This is a genomic window from Ruegeria sp. BC5, assembly GCF_056539205.1.
In genome coordinates this window covers 1,445,286-1,466,906 of sequence record NZ_JBQFUN010000001.1, presented here as the reverse complement: position 1 = coordinate 1,466,906, position 21,621 = coordinate 1,445,286, and the positions used below count along the sequence as shown (strand labels likewise).

The 21,621-nt window shown below is 58.5% G+C and carries 18 protein-coding genes and 1 tRNA gene; 8 read left to right on the top strand and 11 right to left on the bottom strand.

Annotation, left to right across the window (positions count from 1 at the left end; translation table 11 throughout):
- Window positions 1-38 precede the first annotated feature (38 nt).
- The 7 genes from ACR0LY_RS07365 to ACR0LY_RS07335 all read right to left on the bottom strand — a co-directional run bounded on the left by ACR0LY_RS07365 (window position 39) and on the right by ACR0LY_RS07335 (window position 8,146).
- Complete coding sequence (locus tag ACR0LY_RS07365) at window positions 39-1,928, bottom strand: PhoX family protein (protein ID WP_170347911.1); 1,890 nt, start codon at window positions 1,926-1,928, stop codon at window positions 39-41.
- Between the two features lie 203 nt (window positions 1,929-2,131).
- Complete coding sequence (locus ACR0LY_RS07360; protein ID WP_170347912.1) at window positions 2,132-3,127, bottom strand: ABC transporter ATP-binding protein; 996 nt, start codon at window positions 3,125-3,127, stop codon at window positions 2,132-2,134.
- Window positions 3,124-4,158, bottom strand: coding sequence for a Gfo/Idh/MocA family protein (locus tag ACR0LY_RS07355; protein WP_170347913.1), 1,035 nt, complete (start codon window positions 4,156-4,158; stop codon window positions 3,124-3,126). The genes ACR0LY_RS07360 and ACR0LY_RS07355 overlap by 4 nt, the downstream gene beginning before the upstream one ends.
- Window positions 4,155-4,994 carry a carbohydrate ABC transporter permease gene (locus ACR0LY_RS07350; protein WP_170347914.1) on the bottom strand — a complete coding sequence of 280 codons (840 nt, stop codon included), beginning with the start codon at window positions 4,992-4,994 and terminating at the stop codon, window positions 4,155-4,157. The genes ACR0LY_RS07355 and ACR0LY_RS07350 overlap by 4 nt, the downstream gene beginning before the upstream one ends.
- A 10-nt stretch (window positions 4,995-5,004) precedes the next feature.
- Window positions 5,005-5,919 (bottom strand): carbohydrate ABC transporter permease, encoded by a 915-nt coding sequence (locus ACR0LY_RS07345; protein WP_170347915.1) that lies wholly within the window; start codon window positions 5,917-5,919, stop codon window positions 5,005-5,007.
- Window positions 5,920-5,984: 65 nt separating this feature from the next.
- The gene (locus ACR0LY_RS07340; RefSeq protein ID WP_170347916.1) at window positions 5,985-7,238 is read right to left on the bottom strand and encodes an ABC transporter substrate-binding protein; all 1,254 of its coding nucleotides are present in this window, start codon (window positions 7,236-7,238) and stop codon (window positions 5,985-5,987) included.
- Window positions 7,239-7,261: 23 nt separating this feature from the next.
- On the bottom strand, window positions 7,262-8,146 hold the full coding sequence (locus tag ACR0LY_RS07335) for an N-acetylmuramic acid 6-phosphate etherase (RefSeq protein ID WP_170347917.1): 885 nt from the start codon (window positions 8,144-8,146) through the stop codon (window positions 7,262-7,264).
- Window positions 8,147-8,316: 170 nt separating this feature from the next.
- Between ACR0LY_RS07335 and ACR0LY_RS07330 the strand changes: the two genes are divergently transcribed.
- From ACR0LY_RS07330 to ACR0LY_RS07295, 8 genes are all read left to right on the top strand, one after another.
- Window positions 8,317-9,192, top strand: a complete 876-nt coding sequence (locus tag ACR0LY_RS07330) for a glucosamine kinase nucleotide-binding domain-containing protein (protein ID WP_170347918.1) — start codon at window positions 8,317-8,319, stop codon at window positions 9,190-9,192.
- The gene (locus ACR0LY_RS07325; RefSeq protein WP_170347919.1) at window positions 9,179-9,928 is read left to right on the top strand and encodes a GntR family transcriptional regulator; all 750 of its coding nucleotides are present in this window, start codon (window positions 9,179-9,181) and stop codon (window positions 9,926-9,928) included. The genes ACR0LY_RS07330 and ACR0LY_RS07325 overlap by 14 nt, the downstream gene beginning before the upstream one ends.
- A gap of 39 nt (window positions 9,929-9,967) precedes the next feature.
- Complete coding sequence (locus tag ACR0LY_RS07320; RefSeq protein WP_480640694.1) at window positions 9,968-10,975, top strand: SIS domain-containing protein; 1,008 nt, start codon at window positions 9,968-9,970, stop codon at window positions 10,973-10,975.
- A complete protein-coding gene (nagA, locus tag ACR0LY_RS07315; RefSeq protein ID WP_170347921.1) occupies window positions 10,972-12,108 on the top strand; it encodes an N-acetylglucosamine-6-phosphate deacetylase in 1,137 nt (378 codons plus the stop codon). The genes ACR0LY_RS07320 and nagA overlap by 4 nt, the downstream gene beginning before the upstream one ends.
- 108 nt (window positions 12,109-12,216) lie before the next feature.
- Window positions 12,217-12,291 (top strand) — tRNA-Gly (locus ACR0LY_RS07310).
- A 128-nt stretch (window positions 12,292-12,419) separates the two neighbouring features.
- Window positions 12,420-14,240 carry an ABC transporter transmembrane domain-containing protein gene (locus tag ACR0LY_RS07305; RefSeq protein ID WP_170347922.1) on the top strand — a complete coding sequence of 607 codons (1,821 nt, stop codon included), beginning with the start codon at window positions 12,420-12,422 and terminating at the stop codon, window positions 14,238-14,240.
- Between the two features lie 157 nt (window positions 14,241-14,397).
- Window positions 14,398-16,287, top strand: coding sequence for an acyl-CoA synthetase (locus tag ACR0LY_RS07300; RefSeq protein WP_170347923.1), 1,890 nt, complete (start codon window positions 14,398-14,400; stop codon window positions 16,285-16,287).
- Between the two features lie 12 nt (window positions 16,288-16,299).
- Window positions 16,300-17,223, top strand: coding sequence for an alpha/beta hydrolase (locus tag ACR0LY_RS07295; protein WP_170347924.1), 924 nt, complete (start codon window positions 16,300-16,302; stop codon window positions 17,221-17,223).
- A 4-nt stretch (window positions 17,224-17,227) separates the two neighbouring features.
- Here the strand turns inward: ACR0LY_RS07295 and ACR0LY_RS07290 are convergent, their stop codons facing one another.
- The 4 genes from ACR0LY_RS07290 to ACR0LY_RS07275 all read right to left on the bottom strand — a co-directional run bounded on the left by ACR0LY_RS07290 (window position 17,228) and on the right by ACR0LY_RS07275 (window position 21,616).
- Window positions 17,228-18,064: an alkaline phosphatase family protein gene (locus ACR0LY_RS07290; protein WP_170347925.1), complete on the bottom strand. Its 837-nt coding sequence runs from the start codon at window positions 18,062-18,064 to the stop codon at window positions 17,228-17,230.
- Window positions 18,065-18,213: 149 nt separating this feature from the next.
- Entirely contained in the window at window positions 18,214-19,851 is a 1,638-nt protein-coding gene (locus ACR0LY_RS07285; RefSeq protein ID WP_170347926.1) for an ABC transporter ATP-binding protein, read from the bottom strand.
- Window positions 19,848-20,663, bottom strand: a complete 816-nt coding sequence (locus ACR0LY_RS07280; protein WP_170347927.1) for an ABC transporter permease — start codon at window positions 20,661-20,663, stop codon at window positions 19,848-19,850. Before ACR0LY_RS07280 ends, ACR0LY_RS07285 begins: the two co-directional genes overlap by 4 nt.
- On the bottom strand, window positions 20,660-21,616 hold the full coding sequence (locus ACR0LY_RS07275; protein WP_170347928.1) for an ABC transporter permease: 957 nt from the start codon (window positions 21,614-21,616) through the stop codon (window positions 20,660-20,662). The genes ACR0LY_RS07280 and ACR0LY_RS07275 overlap by 4 nt, the downstream gene beginning before the upstream one ends.
- Window positions 21,617-21,621 lie beyond the last annotated feature (5 nt).

Sequence of the window (21,621 nt, the reverse complement as noted above, 5' to 3'; positions counted from 1 at the left end):
AAAACGCCCCAACTATAGAGTGGGGGCTTTTTCGACGTTTAGCCAACCAAACCGTTGTCGGAGCGCTTGATGGCGATGACCGATGATCGCGGTGTACCGCCATCGGGCCAGTTGCTGCCCGGATGCTGAATGCCCACAAACATGGTGCGCAGGTCGTTGGACCAGGTCAGGCCGGTGACCTCGCAACCATTGGGGCCCGTCATGAACCGTACGATTTCGCCGGTCACCGGGTCGCCAACCAGCATCTGGTTATTGCCATTGCCAGCAAAGTCACCCTCGTTGTTGTCCTTACCGTCGGTCTGAATCCAGATCAGGCCCGTCGAGTCGATGACCATGCCATCGGGCGAGTTGAACAGGTTACCCTCATTCACATTCGGCGAGCCAGCGCGGTCGTCGGAATGCACCGTCGGGTTGCCCGCCATGACATAGAGATCCCAGTCAAAGGTGTCTGCGGCGTGATCGTCATTCGAGGGTCGCCAGCGGACGATCTGACCGTACTTGTTGGCCTCACGTGGGTTGGCGGCATTGACCGACGTGTCGTCACCACCGGCGTTCGGTTTGACACCACGGTTTTTGTTGTTGGTCAGGCAGCAATAGGCCTCGACCGCAACCGGGCTCGACGCCACCCATTCTGGGCGGTCCATAGTGGTGCCACCTACGGCCGACGCTGCCATGCGGGTAAAGATCCGGATTTCAGCATCATCCATGCCAGTCGTTTCCGGCGTCAGTGGCAGCCATTCGCCGGTCGCATCGTCGTTGAACTTGGCAACGTACAGCGTTCCGTCATTCAGCAAGCTCTCGGTTTCGCCACCCGGCTGATAGGTGCCGTTCGAGACGAACTTGTACAAGTACTCGCCGCGCTCGTCATCGCCCATATAGACAACCACACGGCCATCTGCGGCCAGTGTCACCTCGGCGTTTTCGTGTTTGAAGCGGCCCAAGCCGGTGTGTTTGACCGGCGTGCTGTTCGGCTTAGTTGGGTCGATTTCCACGATCCAACCCGCGCGGTGCGGTTCGTTTGGGTTTTTTGACGTGTCGAAACGCGGATCGAAAAGCTCATACCCGTTCCAGCTTTCGGCTTTGACACCGTAACGCTTGAAGCCGTCTGCCACCTTCTGGTCGTAGCTGGCGTTTTCATCGGACGATCCGAAGTAGCCGTTAAAGTTCTCTTCGCAGGTCAGGTATGTGCCCCATGGCGTTTTACCTGCGCCACAGTTGTTCATGGTGCCCAGAGACGCCGTGCCGGTTGGGTCGGCCTGCGTCTTCAGCAGATCGTGACCTGCAGCGGGGCCTACGATCTTCATCGGCGTATTGTGGTGGATACGGCGATTGAATGGGCTGTCTTTGACAACCGACCAGCCGTTGGGGCCTTCGGCGATCTCCATCACGGTCACACCCTGAAGGTTCTGCAGCTTCAAAACATCGTCCGCGTTGGCGGGCACGCCTTCCTGCGCAGCTGGCATGTTGATCTTGCGGTTCGGGTATTCGTGGTTGATGGCGATCAGCTCATGACCCCGAAACGAAAATGTCTCCATCCCATCAGTGTTTTCACCGAAGATACGGTCTGATTTGTCCAATGGGCCGCCATCCGTCAGGTCATAGCCGTCGGCATCGGAAAACAGTGGATCGCCCCAACGCATCAGAATTTTCCACTCATACCCTTCGGGCACATGCACGGTGCCATCGGTCTGCGCAGCAATCGGCGTGAATGCAAAGCGCGACGTGGTGACGGCATGAGCGGCAGTCGACCCCATCAGACCCGCGCCCATAGCGGCAGCGCCTGATCCAAATGCTAGCACACCACCCAGAAAACCTCGGCGCGAAATGGCGCTTTCTACAACACGGTCAAAGTCGTTTTCTTCGGGGCGGGGGAAATGCAGCTCGTCCCAATCGTCGGCGGACAGGGTGGTAGGATCAATGTCTTTCATGGATAGCTCCTGGCTGTCAGAAAATAGCAGATGAAAGGCAATTAGAATTTCTTTGTGACAGCTTGATAACAACCCCATTAAGGGAGAGGCCTGATCTTTCAGAATTTTGCGTGCAATGAAAAGGGAAAAGGCCTTTTCTCTGCGGGAATCCGCGCGTTCTGGTGCGCGATTGTTCCGCAGAAAAACACACGTGCCTGCGACATTTAGCGCAAACGCTGACCAGCTGCGTCGAACCGATAGGCCTTGTCAGCGGTATAGGCGAGCCGCAATTCCTGACCTTCGGAAATGGCGTGCTGACCGAATAGCCGCGCGGTCACGGATTGGTCGTGTATTTTGGCGATGACGTTTGTGTCCCCACCCAGTTTTTCAACGTGGCTGACCTGAGCTGTCAGCGGGCCGTCGTCGGACAGAAACAGGTCTTCGGGGCGGATTCCAATGATGTTCTGGCCGCTATCCCCCAACAGGCTTTCGGGTAGGAAATTCATAGACGGTGAGCCTAGAAATCCGGCAACGAACTGGTTTGCAGGGTTGTTGTACAGCTCCATCGGGCTGCCGATCTGTTCCACCCGCCCGTCACGCAAAACGACGATCTTGTCGGCCAGCGTCATCGCCTCGGTCTGGTCATGGGTAACATAGATCATCGAGGCGTCCAGTGCCCGGTGCAGGTTCGCAATCTCGATCCGTGTGTTCATCCGTAAGGCGGCGTCCAGATTGGACAGCGGTTCGTCAAACAGGAACAGCTTGGGTTCCCGTACAATGGCGCGGCCGATAGCGACCCGCTGGCGTTGACCACCCGACAATTCAGACGGATAGCGATCCAGATAGGGCTCGAGGTTCAGCATCCGGCTGGCATTGGCAACGCGTTCCTCTATCACCGCTTTGGACTGCTTTTCCTGCTTCAGCGCCAGTGTCATGTTCCCGCGCACGCTGAGGTGCGGGTAAAGTGCATAGCTTTGAAACACCATAGCTATGCCACGCTTGGATGGCGGCACCAGATTGACCTGTTGACCACCGATATTGATTTCGCCCGAGGAGGCATCTTCGAGCCCCGCAATCACACGTAGCAGGGTGGACTTGCCGCAACCCGAGGGGCCGACGAAGACAACAAACTCGCCTTCTTCAACCTCAAGCGTGATGTCCTTGAGGACATGCACATTGCCGAAGGATTTGTTCACATTGCTCAGCGTCAGGGCGGTCATTTTGCGGGCTCCTCAAGGGAAACGGGCTGGCCGGTGCGGATGCTTTCATCCGCGGCCAGACAAATGGCGAGGGATTGAACGGCGTCATTCATATGACGGGTCAGGTCGATGTCTTCGGCGATTGCGCGCAGCATATAGGCTTGTTCGGCATCGCAGAGTTCCTGATGGCCGGGTTCATCGGGCATATCGATGGTTCGGTCACCTTGTGGCGTATGGACCAAAAGGCCGCCGACCTTTGTATGCCCATCAATATCGGAAGATGCGCCTTTATTGCCATCGGTGATTGAAACCGATCCGTTGGGCGAGACGATATCTTTTACGAAAAACGCCGTCTCGGACATCATCGGGCCCCATCCAGCCTCGTACCAGCCGACCGATCCATCGTCGAAGATCACCTGAAACTGGCCGTAATTATACATGTCCTCGGCGATCTCATCGGACAGGCGCAGGCCCATGCCGTGTACGCGGACGGGCTGCGCGTCGGTGATCTGGCACATCACGTCCACATAATGCACGCCGCAATCGACAATAGGTGAGGTCGTTTGCATCAGCGCCTTATGCGTTTCCCATTCCGCGCCCGAGGATTGCTGGTTCAGGTTCAGACGGAACACATATGGCCCGCCGAGATTGCGCGCCTCGGTGATCAAGCGCATCCAAGACGGGTGGTGGCGCAGGATATAGCCCACGACCAGCTTGCGGTTCAGCCGCGTGGCGGTTTCCACCACCCGCCGCGCGTCAGCGACGTTGGTGGCTAGCGGCTTTTCGACGAAGACATGCGCGCCTGCCTGCATCGCCGCACAGGCGTAATCGGCGTGGCTGTCGGAATAGGTCGCGATCACAGCCAGATCGGGGCGGGTCTCATTCAGAGCAGTTTCGAAATCCGAATACGCTGGATAATCCGAAAGTTCGGTGTGATCTACGCGCCCGGATCGGTTCACCAGCCCGACGATTTGCGCATCGGGGTGGTGGTGATGGGCCAGCGCATGGCTTAGCCCCATATTGCCCAGACCTGTGATCAGTACACGGGTCATTTGACAGCTCCGGATGTGATGCCACGGATCAGTTGGCGCGAGAAGATGACGTAGAGAACCAGAACCGGCAGGATTGCCATCGACAGGGCGGACAAAACCGCGTTCCAGTCGGTCACGAACTGGCCGATAAAGACCTGACTGCCCAATGTCAGCGTTTTGGTTTCCTCAGCCGGGGCAAGGATCAGCGGGAACCACAGGTCATTCCAGATAGGGATCATGTTGAACACGGCTACAGTTGCCATTGCCGGACGAACCAGTGGCAGGACCAGTCGGAAAAAGATCGTGTATTCCGACAGACCGTCAATGCGACCTGCGTTTTTCAGGTCATCACTGACCTGCCGCATGAATTCAGACAGTATGAATACGGCCAGCGGTAACCCCTGCGCTGTGTAGACAAGGATCAGCGCCCACAGCGTGTTCACCAGCCCGGTCGCCACCATCATCTCAAGGATCGCCACAGTGCCGATGCGGATAGGGATCATGATCCCCAGCGCCAGATAAAGCCCCATGAGCAGGTTGCCTTTGAACTGGTATTCAGACAGCGCATAGGCCGCCATGGCGCCAAGCAGTAGGATGAAGAACAGCGATGCGACCGTGACGATCATCGAGTTCTGGAAGTAGAGGAAGAAATCCCCCTGCTTCATCACCGTCTCGTACCCGATCAGTGAAAAGCTGTCTGCGCTGGGTAGGGCCAGGGGTTCGCGAAAGATCGCGCGGCGGGTTTTGAAGCTGTTGATCAGAATGACAAAGACCGGGAACAGGGCGATCAGCGTATACAGGATCAACGCACCGTGCATCGCGGTGGTGTTGAAGGGATTTTGGCGTGCTTTGTTCATCCGTTCACCCTCACAGTTGATACCGGCGCATCCGGGTCTGGATGCCAAACAGATAGATGCAGACACCCACCAGGATGATGGCAAACATGGCCCCGGCGATGGCTGATCCCATATGGGGATCGCCCAGTTGCAATTGGAAGCCAAAGAAAGTGCGATACATGAATGTACCCAGAATATCTGTCGAGAAATCCGGCCCGGCCAGCGCGCCTTGAGACGCATAGATCAGGTCGAACGCGTTAAAATTGCCCACGAAGGTCAGGATCGAGATGATCCCAATCGACGGTAGGATCAGCGGCAGCTTGATTTTCCAAAAGGCCGAGGCCCCGGTGATGCCGTCAATCTCACCTGCCTCAAGGATTTCTTCGGGTATGGTCAACAAGGCGGCATAGATCAGCATCATCGGTATGCCCACGAACTGCCAAACCGAGATCAGCGCCAGCGTGGTCAGGGCGTATTCCTCTTTTCCCAGCCACGGAGCGAACAGGGATTTCAGCCCAATCGCGTCCAGCATTGACGGAGCGATGCCCCAGATCGGCGACAGGATCAATTTCCAGGCGAAGCCGACAATCACAAAGCTGAGGATCGTAGGGATGAAGATCGCCGACCGGTACAAGGCCGCAAATCGAAGCCGTGGGTGGCTGAGAAGCGCGGCCAGTGCGATGCCAATGGGGTTTTGCACCAGCATATGGATCAGGAAAAACCAGAAGTTATTCCCCAGCGCATTCCAGAACTGTTCGGACCAGATCGGGTCAAAGAACAGCGTTCGAAAATTCTGTAGGCCTACGAACACACGGGTCTGATCGACCTCGGTAAACAGCGCCAGACGCAGCGTGTTGAACAGCGGAAAGATCATAACCGCGGTATAGACCAGCACGGCCGGTGCCAGAAACACGACGATATGCCAGCGGAAGCGGGGGCGGTTCATTGGACTGCTTTCAATGGGGTGTCGGGTTTACCCGGGCGATCACCGCCGCCCGGGTATGATTGGGTTTACTGGTGTGGTGCGTACCAGGAGGCGAGACCTTCCTGCAATTCTGCACCCAGATCCTCGGGGGATTTGGCGCCTTTGATGGCGGCAACCGATGCGCCCCAGGTTTCATTTTCAAGGTTCGGTGTACCGCGCGACAGGATTTGATAGGTCGAGCGGATGGTCGATTCACACTCGTCGCGCCAGCCCACGATTTCCTTGGCCAATGGATCTTGCAATTCGACAGGCGTGTTGGAAAGTGGGAAGAAGCCGGGGAGGGCATTGCCGAAAATTTCTGCAAATTCCGGGCTTGCGACCCAGGTCAAGAATGTCTCGGCGGCCTCGGGATGTTCAGTCGCGGCGTTCATGCCGATGCCGATATCGGTGTGGTCCGAAATATAACAGGTGTCGCCAGCGTTACGGACTGGCGGCTTGAATGCACCCATCTCAAAATCGGCCTGTGTGTTGAAGCCCGAGATTTCCCATGAGCCTGCGGGATAGATCGCCGCGCGACCTAGTGTGAAGATGTTCTGACTATCGGGATAGGTCTGTGCCTCATACCCGTCGCCCAGATACTCACCCCAGCGTGCCAATGTGGCATAAGGGGCTGTCCATGCCTCATCGGTAAGCTTTTGCTCACCCGCGATCAGGGCCTGACGGCCTTCCTCGCCCTTCCAGTAGTTCGGGCCGATGTTGTTGTAACCCATAGTGGCGGCTTCCCACTGGTCGTTGGTACCCATTGCCATCGGAATATAGGTGCCATCTTCCCGAATCTTGTCGAGCGCGGCAAAGAACTCATCCTCGGTCGTTGGAACTTCGATCCCAAGTTCAGCAAATGCGTCTTTGTTATATATGAACCCATGAATTACCGAAGCCATCGGAACGCAGAATGTGACCGCGCCATCATCCGTCTGCCAGGCCGATTTTGCCACGTCCGAGAAGTTACTCATCGCATCGACTCCGGACAGATCGGTAAGGTGTCCTGCATCATACAGCGCCAAAGAGGCGTCAAAGGGGCGGCAGGTGATCAGATCACCGGCTGAACCCGCATCCAGTTTCGAGTTCAAAACGGCGTTATACTCTGCCGGTGCTGACGGGGTGAAATCGATCTTGATTCCGGGGTGCTGCGCTTCGAACGCGGGAATAATCTGGTCCTGCCACAGGGTCAGGTCATCATTGCGCCAGCTTTCGATGGTCAGGGTTACGTCTTCGGCATAGGCAGTTGTGGCCATCAGGGTTGTCCCCAATAAGGCCAGCTTAAGGCTTTTATGTTTCATCTCTCTCTCCCGTTATTTAGTTGTTAATCTTTGGCCAATGCTGCAGTCAGAACTCCGTTCGTGGTTCGCAGGCGAGCATCCGCTTGCGCCAACGACAGGTCTTGTGCGGCAATCAGAATGGCGGGTTTTACGTCGCCATGCGCAACGTTCAGTGCGTTTTGCGCCGTTTCTGTATCTACTTCGGCGATGCGGGCGACGATCCCGGCGGCGCGGCCCCGCAGTTTGTCGTTGTCGGCACGTAGATTGACCATCATGCCGCCATGCACATGGCCAAGCTCAACCGCCATAAGCGAAGACAGCATGTTCAGCGCAATCTTCTGTGCTGTTCCAGCACCCATGCGTGTGGAGCCTGAGATCAGCTCGGGCGGCGTGGCCAACAGGATGGGAATGTCAGCGCCGAGCAGCAAGGGGGTGCCGCCGTTATTGGCGATACTGATCACAGTTGCGCCCTTGGCGCGGGCGATGTTCATGGCAGCCACTGTGTACGGCGTAGAGCCGCTTGCTGAAACCGCAATCACCGTGTCTTTGGCTTGTAAGCTGTCCAAGGCTTGTTCCAACCCTTCGGTTGCATCCTCGGCCCCGCCCGGCATTTCAACCCCGGTGGGCAGGCCACCTGCCATATGTATGCGCAGACGGGCAGGGGGGATCGAGAATGTGCCGCCCAGCTCTTGCGCGTCAGCAGCTGCCATCAGGCCAGATGACCCGGCGGCCACAAAGTGCAATATCCCCTCTGCGCGCATGGTTTCTGCCATGGCCTTGGCGCCCCGGACGATGTTGTCCTCGGCGTCGCGAACGGCTGCGGCAGCTTTGATTTGACCTTCGGCCAACGCGCGAGCCGAAGTGGCCAGATCGCCTGGTGACAGGCGCGCGGCATCAGGGTGTAATTGTTCGGTTGACGGCAGCGCCAAGAGAATCCTCCCACGTTTCCCTAATACAATACCTATCTAATACCACTTGTCTAGAATTTTATTTCTGACTGAGACTTATCGAGGTAATTCATCCGTTTAGTTGGCGATGTGGTCATTCGGTGTTGAATTTGGCCTTTTCTATCGCTGAAAGGTATTATAATGGTATTGTCATGAATGAGTCTCGAGATAATGCTGTGTTGGCCGTTGATGGCGGGGGGACGCGATGCCGCGTCGCCTGTGAAATCGGGGGTGTGGTCCATAGTGTCGAGACCGGAGCGGCCAATGTTTCGACCGATTTTGACAGCGCGCTGGCGCAGATTCGGGCTGGGTTGGATCAATTGTCGCGTCAGATCGAGGTGACCATAGGGGATATAATCACTCTGCCTGCTTTTGTGGGACTGGCGGGCGTTACTGATGCCGCGATCGCAGGGCGGTTGCGGGATGCGCTGGGCCTGACCTGCGCGCGGGTCGAAGATGACCGGCCCGCCGCCGTGCGGGGGGCATTGGGCGCGCGGGACGGTTTGATCGCGCATTGCGGCACCGGGTCTTTTCTTGCGGTGCAGGCGGATGGCGCGATGCGTTTTGCCGGAGGTTGGGGTTCGATTCTGGGGGATGAGGCCTCGGCCCAGTGGGTTGGGCGCAGAGCCTTGGCTGAGACGCTGCGTGCATATGATGGCACGCAAGCCGAAACCGATCTGACGCAAATGCTGTTGGCTGACCTTCAGGGCCCGGCTGGTATTGTGCGCTTTGCTGGAACGGCCACGCCCGCACAATTCGGAGTGCTCGCACCTACAGTGACGTCCGCTGCGAAAAAGGGCGATGCGGTTGCCGTACATATTCTACGGGCGGGGGCTGGCTATATCGCGGATACCGCCAAACAGTTGGGCTGGCAGGCGGGTCAGACGATCTGCCTGACCGGTGGAATTGCGGGGCAATATGCGCACTATTTACCTGATGACATGCAATCGGCTATTCGCCCCTCGCTGGGTGAGCCGCTGACCGGGGCCTTGGCCCTTGCGAAGGAGATCCGACATGAGCATCTCTGACTTCCTGCGTGCCGATTTGTGGCTGAGCCCGGACAAAGGGCCGCGCTATGTTCAGCTAAGGCACAGGCTGCAAGAGGGGATCGACACCGGCGTGTTGCCTCCGAATTCCTCGCTGCCGTCGGAACGTGAGCTGGTTGAAATCACCGATCTTTCGCGCGTTACCGTTCGTAAAGCGATTCAGGAATTGGTGCAGGAAGGTGTGATCGAACAACGTCAGGGGTCAGGCTCGTTCATTCGCGAACGTGTGGCGCGGGTCGAACAATCGCTGACTCATTTGACCTCGTTCACCGAGGACATGTCGAGCCGCGGTATGCAGACCACCTCAAAATGGTTGGAACGCGGCGTCTTTGCACCTACCCCCGAGGAGGTCCAGGCCCTGAGCCTGAAAGAGGGCGAGCAAATTTCCCGAATCTATCGCCTGCGCGAGGCAAATGGCCGCCCGCTGGCGCTGGAACGTGCTGCGCTGCCGCTGGATATCCTGCCAAACCCGATCGAGGTGACCACCTCGCTCTATGAGGTGCTAGACGGTCTGGGGCGACGACCAGTGCGCGCGGTGCAGAAGATATCGGCCCTTAACCTCGCAGCGCGAGAGGCTGAGTTGCTGGAGGTGCCCGAAGGGGCCGCCGGACTGAACATCGAACGCGTTTCATTTCTTAAAAACGGGCGGGTCGCGGAATTGACCCGATCCCTCTACCGAGGCGACACCTATGACTTTGTCGCCGAGTTGCGGCTGTAGCCGGAAAGGCAAGTGAGCATGTCAGAACACAGTTCGAAAATGCGTCAGGAGGTTTTGGAAATCCCCGACGCCGTTGACCGATTGCTAAGCCAGGGTGCCGCCAATATTCAGGATGCGGCAAGGCGGGTGAAAGAGGCCGATCCCAGGTTTCTGATCACAGTGGCGCGGGGGTCGTCGGACCACGCTTGCGCGTATTTGAAATACGCTGCCGAATTGTTGCTGAACCTGCCTGTGGCCTCGGTCGGGCCGTCGGTTAGTTCGATCTATGGGGCTGATCTGCGTGCGGCTGGGGCGGTGTGCCTTTCGGTGTCGCAATCGGGCCAAAGTCCAGACATTGTAGGGATGACCCGAACGCTGAAATCTTCGGGCGGGGTGACGGTTGCGATCACCAACAACACGGCCTCGCGCCTTGCTGAAGTGACGGATGCGGTCTTGCCCCTGCACGCAGGGCCGGAACTGAGTGTCGCTGCGACCAAAACTTTTGTCACCTCGCTTGTGGCGGGGTTGTGGTTGTTGGCTGAAATCAAGGGGGATGGTGATTTGACGGCCGCGATCCGATCCTTGCCCGGTCATTTGGGGCAGGCCGCGCAATGCGATTGGGTGGCGGCGGCTGATGCAATCACCGGCCGGTCACTGTTCACGCTGGGCCGCGGTCCGTCCTTTGCGATGTCCAATGAAGCTGCTCTGAAAATCAAGGAAACCTGCCAGATTCACGCCGAAAGCTATTCGGCGGCCGAGGTTCTGCATGGTCCGGTCTCAATCGTTGAACAGGGGTTTCCCGCCATCGTTTTTGCCGCCGCAGATGCTGCCGAGCAAACGACAGCCGAGGCGGCTGATGCGTTGGCAGGCAAAGGTGCGGCTGTTTTCGCGGCCACTGATAAGGTCACCAAAGCGCATAGCCTGCCGGTAACCCGAACCGATCACTGGTTGACTGACCCCATTGCCACGATCACGTCGTTTTACAGCATGGTCGAAGCCGTGGCGCAGGCGCGCGGGATCGACCCAGATACTCCGCGCCATCTGAGAAAGGTGACAGAGACGGTATGACCTCAGAATCCATGACATTTCGCAATGGTGCCCTGTTCGATGGAGAGCGCCTGCATTTTGATCAGGTCATGACCTTTCGCAACGGCGTCCTTGCCGCGCTTGCGGCTGAGGAGACCGCACAGATCGAAGGGCAAGTCATCGACCTGAACGGGGATATCTTGTGCCCCGGCTTCGTCGACCTGCAGGTGAACGGCGGCGGCGGCGCGATGTTCAACGACGACCCCTCGGTTGATTCGATCCGGCAGATCGCCGAAGCGCATCGCCGTCTAGGTGTGGCGTCCTTGCTGCCGACACTAATCACCGACACGCCCGAAAAAACCGAAGCCGCCGTTGCAGCCGCGATAGAGGCGGTTCGCGCGGGGGTTCCGGGTGTGGCTGGGCTGCATCTTGAAGGGCCACACCTGTCGGTGGCGCGAAAGGGGGCGCATGACGGGGCGCTAATTCGCCCGATGGAGGACGCGGACCTGACCATGCTGATTGCAGCAGCAGAGCAATTGCCGTGCCTGAAGGTGACCCTTGCGCCCGAATCCGTGTCCCTGCAGCAAGTGCAAGCTTTGTCGGACGCCGGGATTCTGGTGTCGCTGGGACATAGCAACGCAGATTTCGAGACGTGCCAGCGCTATGCCGTGGCGGGCGCGCGCTGCGTCACACATCTTTTCAACGCCATGAGCCAACTGGGCAACCGCGAACCCGGTCTGGTGGGGGCCGCACTGGCAACCGGCGGACTGTCGGCGGGGGTGATCGCCGACGGTATCCATGTCCACCCCGAGGTGATCCGCGCGGCCTGGGCTGCCAAAACAGCGCCCGGCCAGATTTTTTTGGTCAGCGATGCGATGGCTGTTGCGGGTACGGATCAGGCTACGTTCGAGCTGGAGGGTCGCCGGATCACGCGGACGGACGGACGCCTGACACTTGAGGATGGAACCTTGGCCGGAGCCGATTTGGACTTGACCACTGCGATCCGCATTCTGGTCACACATGCTGACGTGCCGCTTCAGGAGGCGCTGGCTGCAGCCACGACCTATCCGGCGTCTCTGATCGGCCAGCCGGTTGCGCAACCGCTGCGTGCGGAGTCGATGATCCGGATTTCCTCGGACCTCGAATCCTGTTCTTGGATATGTTCACAGGGTTGAGGGAAGGGTGTCTGTCTCCTGCATTGGAACGCGATTACAGAAATTGATTTCCTGCGCCGAACGGCGCTTGACGACACCAGACGCATCCCTTAAACCGACCTGCGCTGAGCGGGCGTCGTATACTGGCTATTACCTCAGCCTTCCAAGCTGATGAAGCGGGTTCGATTCCCGCCGCCCGCTCCAAATCAGCCCCGAAATTCTGCGTCAAATGGCCCTTACAGGCCGTGAATTGGTGACGCGCTGCTTGACCCCGCCGTCTGCTGCCGCCAAGAAGCGACCACCTGATTGCGAATTTGAACTAAGGGCCACGCATGGCAAGAACCGCCCCAGCCAGTCCAGCACAACAACCCGCACCCGGCGCCAGTGAAGAGCGCGCCCGGTCCAAGAAAATTGGCGTTCTGGCGTCGTTGTGGCCCTTCATGCGCCCCTATCGAATGTTGATGGCCGGGGCGACACTGGCGTTGGTGCTGACGGCAAGCATGACCCTTGCGCTACCACTGGCTGTGCGCCGAGTGGTTGACAATTTCCGCATCGAAGATGGTGAGTTGTTAGAGTGGTACTTTCTGGCCGCGCTGGGCATCGCCGGGATTCTGGCCGTGGGCACTGGTCTGCGCTATGCGCTGGTGACCCGGCTGGGCGAAAGGGTGGTCGCCGATATCCGTGAGGCCGTGTTCGACCGCGTCATCGGAATGAGCCCCGAATTCTACGAACGTATCATGACCGGCGAGGTCCTGAGCCGGATAACCACCGACACGACGCTGATCCAGTCAGTGCTTGGCTCGTCTGTGTCCATCGCGCTGCGCAACATGTTGTTGTTCTTCGGCGGGCTGGTGTTGATGCTGCTGACATCGGCCAAGCTGACAGGTTTGGTTTTGTTGTTGATCCCGGTGGTGGTGGTGCCGATTTTGGTGCTGGGGCGCCGCCTGCGGGTGATCAGCCGCGAAAATCAGGACTGGATCGCAGCCTCGTCCGGTAATGCAGGTGAGGCGCTGAGCGCGGTGCAAACCGTGCAGGCCTTTACTCATGAACAGGCCAGCCGCAAGCAATTCGCGGATATGACGGAAACGTCCTATGTCGTTTCGCTGCGGCGTATTCAGACGCGCGCGGTTCTGACCGTTATCGTCATCTTTTTGGTTTTTTCGGGCATTGTCGGCGTGTTGTGGATGGGCGCAAATGATGTCCGCAATGGCGTGATGACCGAAGGCGTACTGATCCAGTTCGTGATCTATTCGATTATCATGGCGGGTTCTGTGGCGGCCTTGTCTGAAATCTGGAGTGAATTGCAGCGCGCCGCAGGCGCAACTGAACGACTGGTGGAATTGCTGAATGCACAGGACACCGTCACCGATCCGTCCAATCCCAATACGCTGCCATTACCGGTTCGGGGTGAGATCCGCTTTGACGATGTGACCTTCCGCTATCCGTCACGCCCCGATGTTGTCACGCTGGAACATCTATCATTGCAGGTTAACCCCGGCGAGACGGTTGCATTTGTCGGCCCCTCGGGGGCGGGGAAGACAACCGTCATCCAGATGATCCAGCGGTTTTATGATCCGGTCTCGGGGCAGGTCAGTCTGGATGGCGTCGATCTGCGTGACATCGACCGGGCCGAGTTCCGCCGCCACATGGCGCTGGTGCCTCAGGACCCGATCATCTTTGCCTCTTCGGCGCGTGAAAACATCCGGTTTGGTCGTCTGGACGCCACCGATGCCGAGGTTGAGGCCGCCGCCCGGGCCGCCGCCGCACACGATTTCATTTCGGCTTTGCCCGAAGGTTACGACAGTTTCGTTGGTGAACGGGGTGTGATGCTGTCTGGCGGGCAAAAGCAACGTATCGCCATCGCTCGTGCGATCCTGCGGGACGCGCCGGTACTGCTGTTGGACGAGGCGACCTCGGCACTGGATGCCGAAAGCGAGCGTGCGGTTCAAGGCGCTGTCGATCAGATGCGCGCCGGGCGCACCACGTTGATCGTGGCGCACCGGCTGGCGACGGTGAAAAAGGCTGACCGGATCGTGGTGATGGAGGCCGGCCGTATCGTGGCGCAGGGCACCCATGACGATCTGGTGGCACAGGACGGCCTGTATGCCAGATTGGCGCGTCTGCAGTTCACCGACGGCATGGCGGCAGAATAAAGTGACGCTGGGGCAGGGCAATTCGCTCCGCAGCGTAATTCTACCTCTTTCCGGGCTTCACAGCTAAGCCCTTTCTTGATCATGCACGGTTTTGCTTCCATCTTGGCGGTGGATACAAAACCCGTGCCGGACACGGGAGAGATAAGGGAGGAGTCATATGGCCTTTGTGGGTTTGGAAGACAAGGCAAGGATGGAGCAGGAAATGCCGTGGGAGGACCGCGATGTTCCGGTCACCTTCCATCAGTTGTTGTCGCGCACGGCAAGCAAGTTCCCCAACAGCAATGCGATCAGTTTTCAGCTTTTGTCCGGGCCGACCGACAAGGCTGAAACGCTGACCTGGTCCGAGCTGCTGGGTAAGGTCAACCAGGCCGCCAATCTGTTCCGCTCGCTCGGGATCGGTGAAAAGGATGTGGTGGCCTACGTGCTGCCCAACAGTAACGAGACGCTGATCACCATGATGGGTGGCGCGGTTGCAGGGATCGTGAACCCTATAAACCCGTTGCTGGAGCCCGAGCAGATAGCCGCGATCCTGCGCGAAACCGGCGCCAAGGTCGTGGTTACGCTGAAATCCTTCCCCAAGGCCGATGTGGCGCAAAAGGTCGAAGAGGCCGTGCGCCATGCGCCCAACGTCAAAACCATTCTTGAGATCGATCTCAACCGCTATTTGACGCCACCGAAATCCTGGCTGGTTCCGCTCCTGCGTCCCAAGATGGGCGACAAGGAGCATCTTGCGCATGCGGATTATAAGAACTTCAACAAGGAACTGGCCAAACAGCCCACTACGCTGACCTTCGAGGACAGCACCGAAGATCGTGTCGCCTGCTATTTCCACACCGGCGGAACCACCGGTATGCCCAAGGTGGCGCAGCATAAATACTCGGGCCTGATCTACAACGGCTGGCTTGGAAACACGCTGTTGTTCTCGGACGAAGACGTGATCATGTGCCCGTTGCCGATGTTCCATGTCTTTGCTGTGCATGTGATCGTGATGGCCGCGGTGTCGTCGGGCGCGCATGTGGTGTTCCCGACCCCTGCCGGGTATCGGGGCGATGGCGTGTTTGATAACTTCTGGAAGTTGATCGAGCGCTGGAAGGTCAGTTTCATCATCACCGTCCCCACCGCGATTGCCGCCAAGATGCAACGCCAGGTGGATGCCGATATCTCAAGCGTGAAAACAGCCTTCTCGGGTTCGGCCCCGCTGCCGGTCGAACTGTTCCGCCGGTTCGAAGAAGCGACGGGTGTGACCATCGTCGAAGGCTATGGACTGACCGAGGCAACCTGTCTGGTGTCGTGCAACCCGGTGGATGGCGAAAAGAAAATCGGATCGATCGGGATTCCATTCCCCTATACGGATGTGAAAATCCTGCGGGACGGGCCGGACGGCCCCAAGGAATGCGGCGCGGATGAGATCGGCGAAATCTGTATCTCGAATCCCGGCGTCTATGCGGGCAACACCTATACCGAGGCGGACAAGAACGTTGATCTGTACCATTTCGACAAGTACCTGCGCACAGGTGATCTGGGTCGGTTTGACGACGATGGGTATCTGTGGATCACCGGCCGCGCCAAGGACCTGATTATTCGCGGCGGCCACAATATCGACCCAGCCGAAATCGAAGAGGCTTTGCTGGGCCACGACGCCGTTGCCTTCGCCGGCGCCATCGGTCAGCCCGACGCGCACTCGGGCGAGGTGCCCTGCGCCTTTGTAGAACTGGTCGACGGGGCCAGTGTGACCGAGAAGGAATTGATGGAGTATTGCGGCGTGCATGTTCACGAACGTGCGGCAAGACCCAAGCACATGACCATTCTGGACGAATTGCCGAAAACCGCCGTGGGTAAGGTCTTTAAACCCGAACTACGCAAGCAGGCAATCACCCGCATCTATAATGGCGCGCTGGAAGAGGCCGGGCTGGACGCGCGCGTCGTATCCGTGCTTGACGACAAAAAGCGCGGGCTTGTCGCGCAGCTTGACGCGAACGGCTGCTCGGACGACGATGTCGGTAAGGTGCTGGGAACGTTTACCCGGCCATGGGAATGGGCTGCCTGACCGGGAGGGACAATGGACTATGAACGTCTGATTGATGAAGAGACTTGGGCGTTCATTAGACGAACGGCTGAAAGCTATCCTGATGACGCTGTCGACCTTTCGATCGAAGATCAGCGCCGTGTCTACAACAAGATGTGTCAGGACTTTCGCCAACCCCGGCCTGCAGGTCTGGATGTGCAGGACAGGTCCGCCAATGGCGTGCCTGTCCGGGTTTACACCGCCGGAGATCCGACCCGAACCGTCGTCTATTTTCATGGCGGCGGTTTCGTCGTTGGTGGGCTGGATAGCCATGATGACGTTTGTGCTGAGATTTGCGTTCAGACCGGGTATCGGGTTGTTGCCGTAGACTATCGCCTGTGCCCCGAACATGTGCACCCGGCACAGTTTCAGGATAGCTGGACCGCAACGAATTGGGTGGTGCAGCAATACGGCGACCCGTTGATTTTGGCCGGTGACAGCGCGGGTGGCAATCTGGCCGCCGCGGTGGCGCAGCACGCACGGGGGCGGCTTGATGGAGTGCTGGGGCAGGTCCTAATTTATCCCGGTCTGGGCGGGGACACATCCACAGGGTCATATATCGAGCACGCCCAGGCACCGCTTTTGACGCTGGAAGAAATCCGGTTCTACGAAAAAGTGCGCTGTGGCGGACCTGCGCCGCAGAACGATCCCACGTTTGCGCCGCTGCAGGATCAAGATTTCTCGGGCCTGCCGCCTACTGTGGTGGTCACCGCCGATTGCGATCCGTTGCGCGACGATGGCCTGGCCTATTGCACTAAGATCACCGAAGCGGGCGGGAGGGCGCATTGGGTGAATGAGCCCGGCCTTGTGCACGGGTACCTGCGGGCGCGCACCTCAGTGAAACGCGCTGCAGACAGTTTTGAACGGATATCAGTTGCGATCGAGGCGCTGGGCCAGCAGATCTGGCCCTACGATTGATCCGTTACTTCAGGAAAGGCTTGGCTTTCATCGTCTCGGCGATCGGTGCGCCCATGCGGTTCAGGATCGTGGGTGCCAGTTGCAGCTGGTCGATCACCGCATCAGCCTCGGGGCCTTCGGCATCGCCGAAATAATACAATGCAGTTTCCTGCTGAAGCGGGCTGCGCCCGCCATGATGGCCACGTTCGTCCTGACCGTGATCGGCGGTCACGATGACCTCATACCCCAGTTGCCGCCAGCGCGGGATGAAAGGGGCCAGCATTTCGTCCATGACAAAACAGGCGTGGTCCATTTCCTCGCAGTCGTGATGAAACCGGTGACCCATACTGTCCAGCGTGCAAGTGTGCAGGACGCCGTAATCCAGCCCAAAGCGCAGGCACAGATTGGTCAGAGTGCCAAACAGATCAACGTCCGACGGCGTCATCTGGTTCACTTTGCTGTAGCCGGTCATTGAGTGGAACCGGCCATGGTTGATCGTTTTGCTCTCGGGCTCGTCATATTCGACGTCACGGACATAATCGAACGGGTGACGGTTGAAGAATTGCGACCAAAAGCTGTGGGTCACCGCCCCGGTCACGCCGCTCGCTTCGCGGACTTGGCTGAAGACGTCCTTGTGGCTTAGGCGGAAGACGTTGCCGTTGCCGGTACAGCCATGTTCCTGCGGCGTGACGCCGGTGTGGATCGAGGCATAGCAACTGGCCGAGATCGATGGCAGCACCGCGCGATGCTTCCAAACCTGCGCCTCGCCACTGTCGACCCACCCTTCCAGATTACCGAACAGGCGGCGAAAATTGCGCCACGGAACACCGTCTAGAATGATGAGGAGGAGTTTTCGGTCCATTCCCTGACCCTTTCTTAAAGTCCCTCAGGCGACCCTAGGGGATTCGTTGCATATGGGCTGCCTGTTCCCGCCCCCAATAGCAAAATCCCGACACCTGTCATCAGACAAAGCGCCGGGATTTTCAGTTTTTCAACCTGTCGCGAACCGGGTCAGTTCCCCGCACTCTCCATCTTGCGATGGGCGACAACCTCTTCCAGCCAACCCAGATGCATCTCGGGCACCGAGCTGAGCAGCAGGTCGGTATAATCGTCGAACGGTGGGCTCAGCACCTGGCTTTTGGGGCCATAGCGGACCACGCGGCCCTGATACATCACCGCGATGCTGTCGCTGATCGCACGAACCGTCGCCAGATCATGGGTGATGAACAGATAGGCCACGTCCTCGATCTTTTGCAGGTCAAGCAACAGCTTGAGGATGCCGTCCGCCACAAGTGGGTCGAGCGCCGAGGTGACCTCATCACAGATGATCATCTTGGGCTTGGCCGCCAGCGACCGCGCGATACAGACACGCTGTTTCTGACCACCGGACAGCTCGGCCGGATAGCGATCCATGAACTTTTCGCCCAGCTCGATCTCATCCAGAAGTTCGATGATCCGCTTGCGCTTTTCCGCGCCGCGCATGTTGAAGTAGAACTCCAAGGGACGCCCGATGATCGTGCCGACGGTCTGGCGTGGGTTCATCGCCACGTCAGCCATCTGATAGATCATCTGCAACTCGCGCAGGTCTTCGCGGGTGCGGCCTTTCAGATCGCCACTGAGCTTGCGACCGGCAAAGGTGATCTCACCATCGCGCGGCGGCAGCAGGCCGGTGATTACTCGCGCCAGCGTGGACTTGCCCGAACCGGATTCGCCCACAACAGCCAGCGTTTGCCCCGGATGAAGCTCGACATTTACGTTGTGCAGCACATCGAAATTCAACCCTTTGTAGCGCGCGGTGATGCCGTCGACGCTCAGCACGGGATCTGGTGTGGGCTTCTTTTCTTCGTGCTCGATCGAGCGGACCGAGACCAGAGCCTGCGTATACTCTTCCTGCGGGTTGTTGATGATCTGGTCGGTATTGCCATACTCGACCGTATTGCCCATCCGCAGCACCATGATGTCGTCACTTACCTGCGCCACGACCGCAAGGTCATGGGTGATGTAAAGCGCGGCAACGCCGGTGTCTGCAATGGCCTCTTTAATGGCCATCAGAACGTCGATCTGAGTCGTCACGTCCAGCGCGGTGGTGGGTTCATCGAACACCACCAGATCAGGTTCGGGGCATAGCGCCAGCGCCGTCATGCAACGCTGTAGCTGACCGCCTGAAACCTGGTGCGGATAGCGATCACCAATGTTATCCGGATCGGGCAGACCCAGCTTGGCGAACAGTTCCCGGGCGCGGCCTTCGGCCTCTTTGCGGCTGAACTTTTTCTGTTCGACCGCGGCTTCAACCACCTGATCCATGATCTTTTTAGCGGGATTGAAGGAGGCTGCGGCGGATTGGGACACATATGTGACTTCACCCCCGCGCAGCTTGCGGATATCGCCATGCGATGTCTTGAGGATATCGCGCCCGTTGACCCAAACTTCACCACCGGTGATTTCCACGCCACCCCGGCCATAAGCCATCGAGGCCAGGCCGATGGTCGATTTACCGGCACCGGATTCGCCAATTAGCCCCAGCACCTTTCCAGGCGCGAGGTCAAAGCTGACCCCGTGCACGATTTCGATGTCATGGGGTTTTTCACCCGGCGGGTAGACGGTCGCGCCGATTTTGAGGTCGCGGACCTTAAGAAGGGCTTCTGTCATCCCCGGCCTCCTTTCAGCGATGTGGTACGGTTCAGGACCCAGTCAGCCACAAGATTGACCGAGATCGCCAGCGTTGCGATGGCGACAGCAGGGTAAAGCGCTGCGCCGATGCCATAGACGATGCCATCCTTGTTTTCCTTCACGATGCCGCCCCAGTCCGCCAACGGCGGCTGAACGCCCAGACCCAGGAACGACAGGGTCGAGACAAACAGAACCATGAAGATGAACCGCAGGCCCAGTTCCGCAACCAGCGGCGACAGGGCGTTGGGCAGGATTTCACGGAAGATGACCCAGACCTGGCCCTCACCACGTAGGCGCGCGGCCTCGACATAGTCCATGACCGCAATATCCACGGCAACGGCGCGGGCCAGACGATAGACACGGGTGGCGTCCAACAGGCCCATGACAAGGATCAGAACCGGGATTGTCACCGGCACCATGGCCAGAACAACCAGCGCAAAGATCAGTGTCGGGATCGACATGATCAAATCCACCGCGCGCGACATGACCTGATCGGCCCAACCACCCAGCACCGCGGCCAGGAAGCCAAGGATAGAACCGGTCACGAAGCTAAGGATCGTGGCCGCCGTGGCGATAAAGATCGTCGTGCGCCCGCCATAGATCATCCGGCTAAGAAGATCGCGGCCAATGTTGTCGGTACCCAGCCAGAATTGCGAGCTGGACGGCTCCCATACATCTCCCACGACCTCAGCCATGCCATAAGGGGCCAGCAGAGGGGCGAGGAGGGCGATGATGAAGTACAGGGCTGTAAAGGCCAGCCCGATCATTGCAGAGATAGGGATGTTCTTCATTTCGGATGCCTCAGCCTTGGGTTGGCCAGAATGGCAACAATGTCTGCAATCATGTTCAGTCCGATATAGATCGCGGCAAAGATGACGCCGCAGGCCAGAACCACCGGAACGTCACGCTTGGTCACGTGGTCCACAAGGTACTGCCCCATGCCGGGATAGACGAACACCACCTCAACCACGACGACGCCGACGACCAGATAGGCCAGGTTCAGCATCACCACGTTGACGATGGGCGCGACGGCGTTCGGGAAGGCGTGGCGATAGATAACTTGAAAATTACTCAGACCCTTCAGCTCTGCGGTTTCGACGTATGCAGACTGCATCACGTTCAGGATCGCGGCGCGGGTCATGCGCATCATATGCGCCAGAACAACGAGCGTCAGAACGATAACGGGCAGAGCGATCGAATTCAGCTTTTGCCAAAAGGACATGCTGTCATTGATCATCGCCAGGGGCGAGAACATGCCCAGCTTAACGGCAACGAAATAGACCAGAACGTAACCGATCAGAAACTCGGGGATCGAGATGGTTGTGAGTGTAACCGCTGAAATCAGCTTGTCCGGCCAGCGGTTGCGATAACGCACGGCCAGCAGGCCCAGAAAGATGGCCAGCGGAACCGATACAACGGCGGCCCAGAAGGCCAGAAACAGCGTGTTGCCCAGACGACTGCCAATAGAGTCAGCAATATCCAGTTTATTGGTCAGGGATTGACCAAGATCACCCTGAACAATGCCGCCCAACCATTCGAAATAACGGGTCAGGGCGGGCCGGTTGAGGCCCATTTCCTCGCGCAGGTTTGCCAGCGCCTCGGGGGTTGCAGCTTGGCCTAGGACCGCTTGCGCAGCGTCCCCAGGAAGGGCTTCGGTGAGGCCGAATATCAGAGCCGATGCACCGAAGAGAAGCAGGAATCCCAGCGCAAGGCGCTGGGAAACCAATTTAATGATAGGATGCATTATCC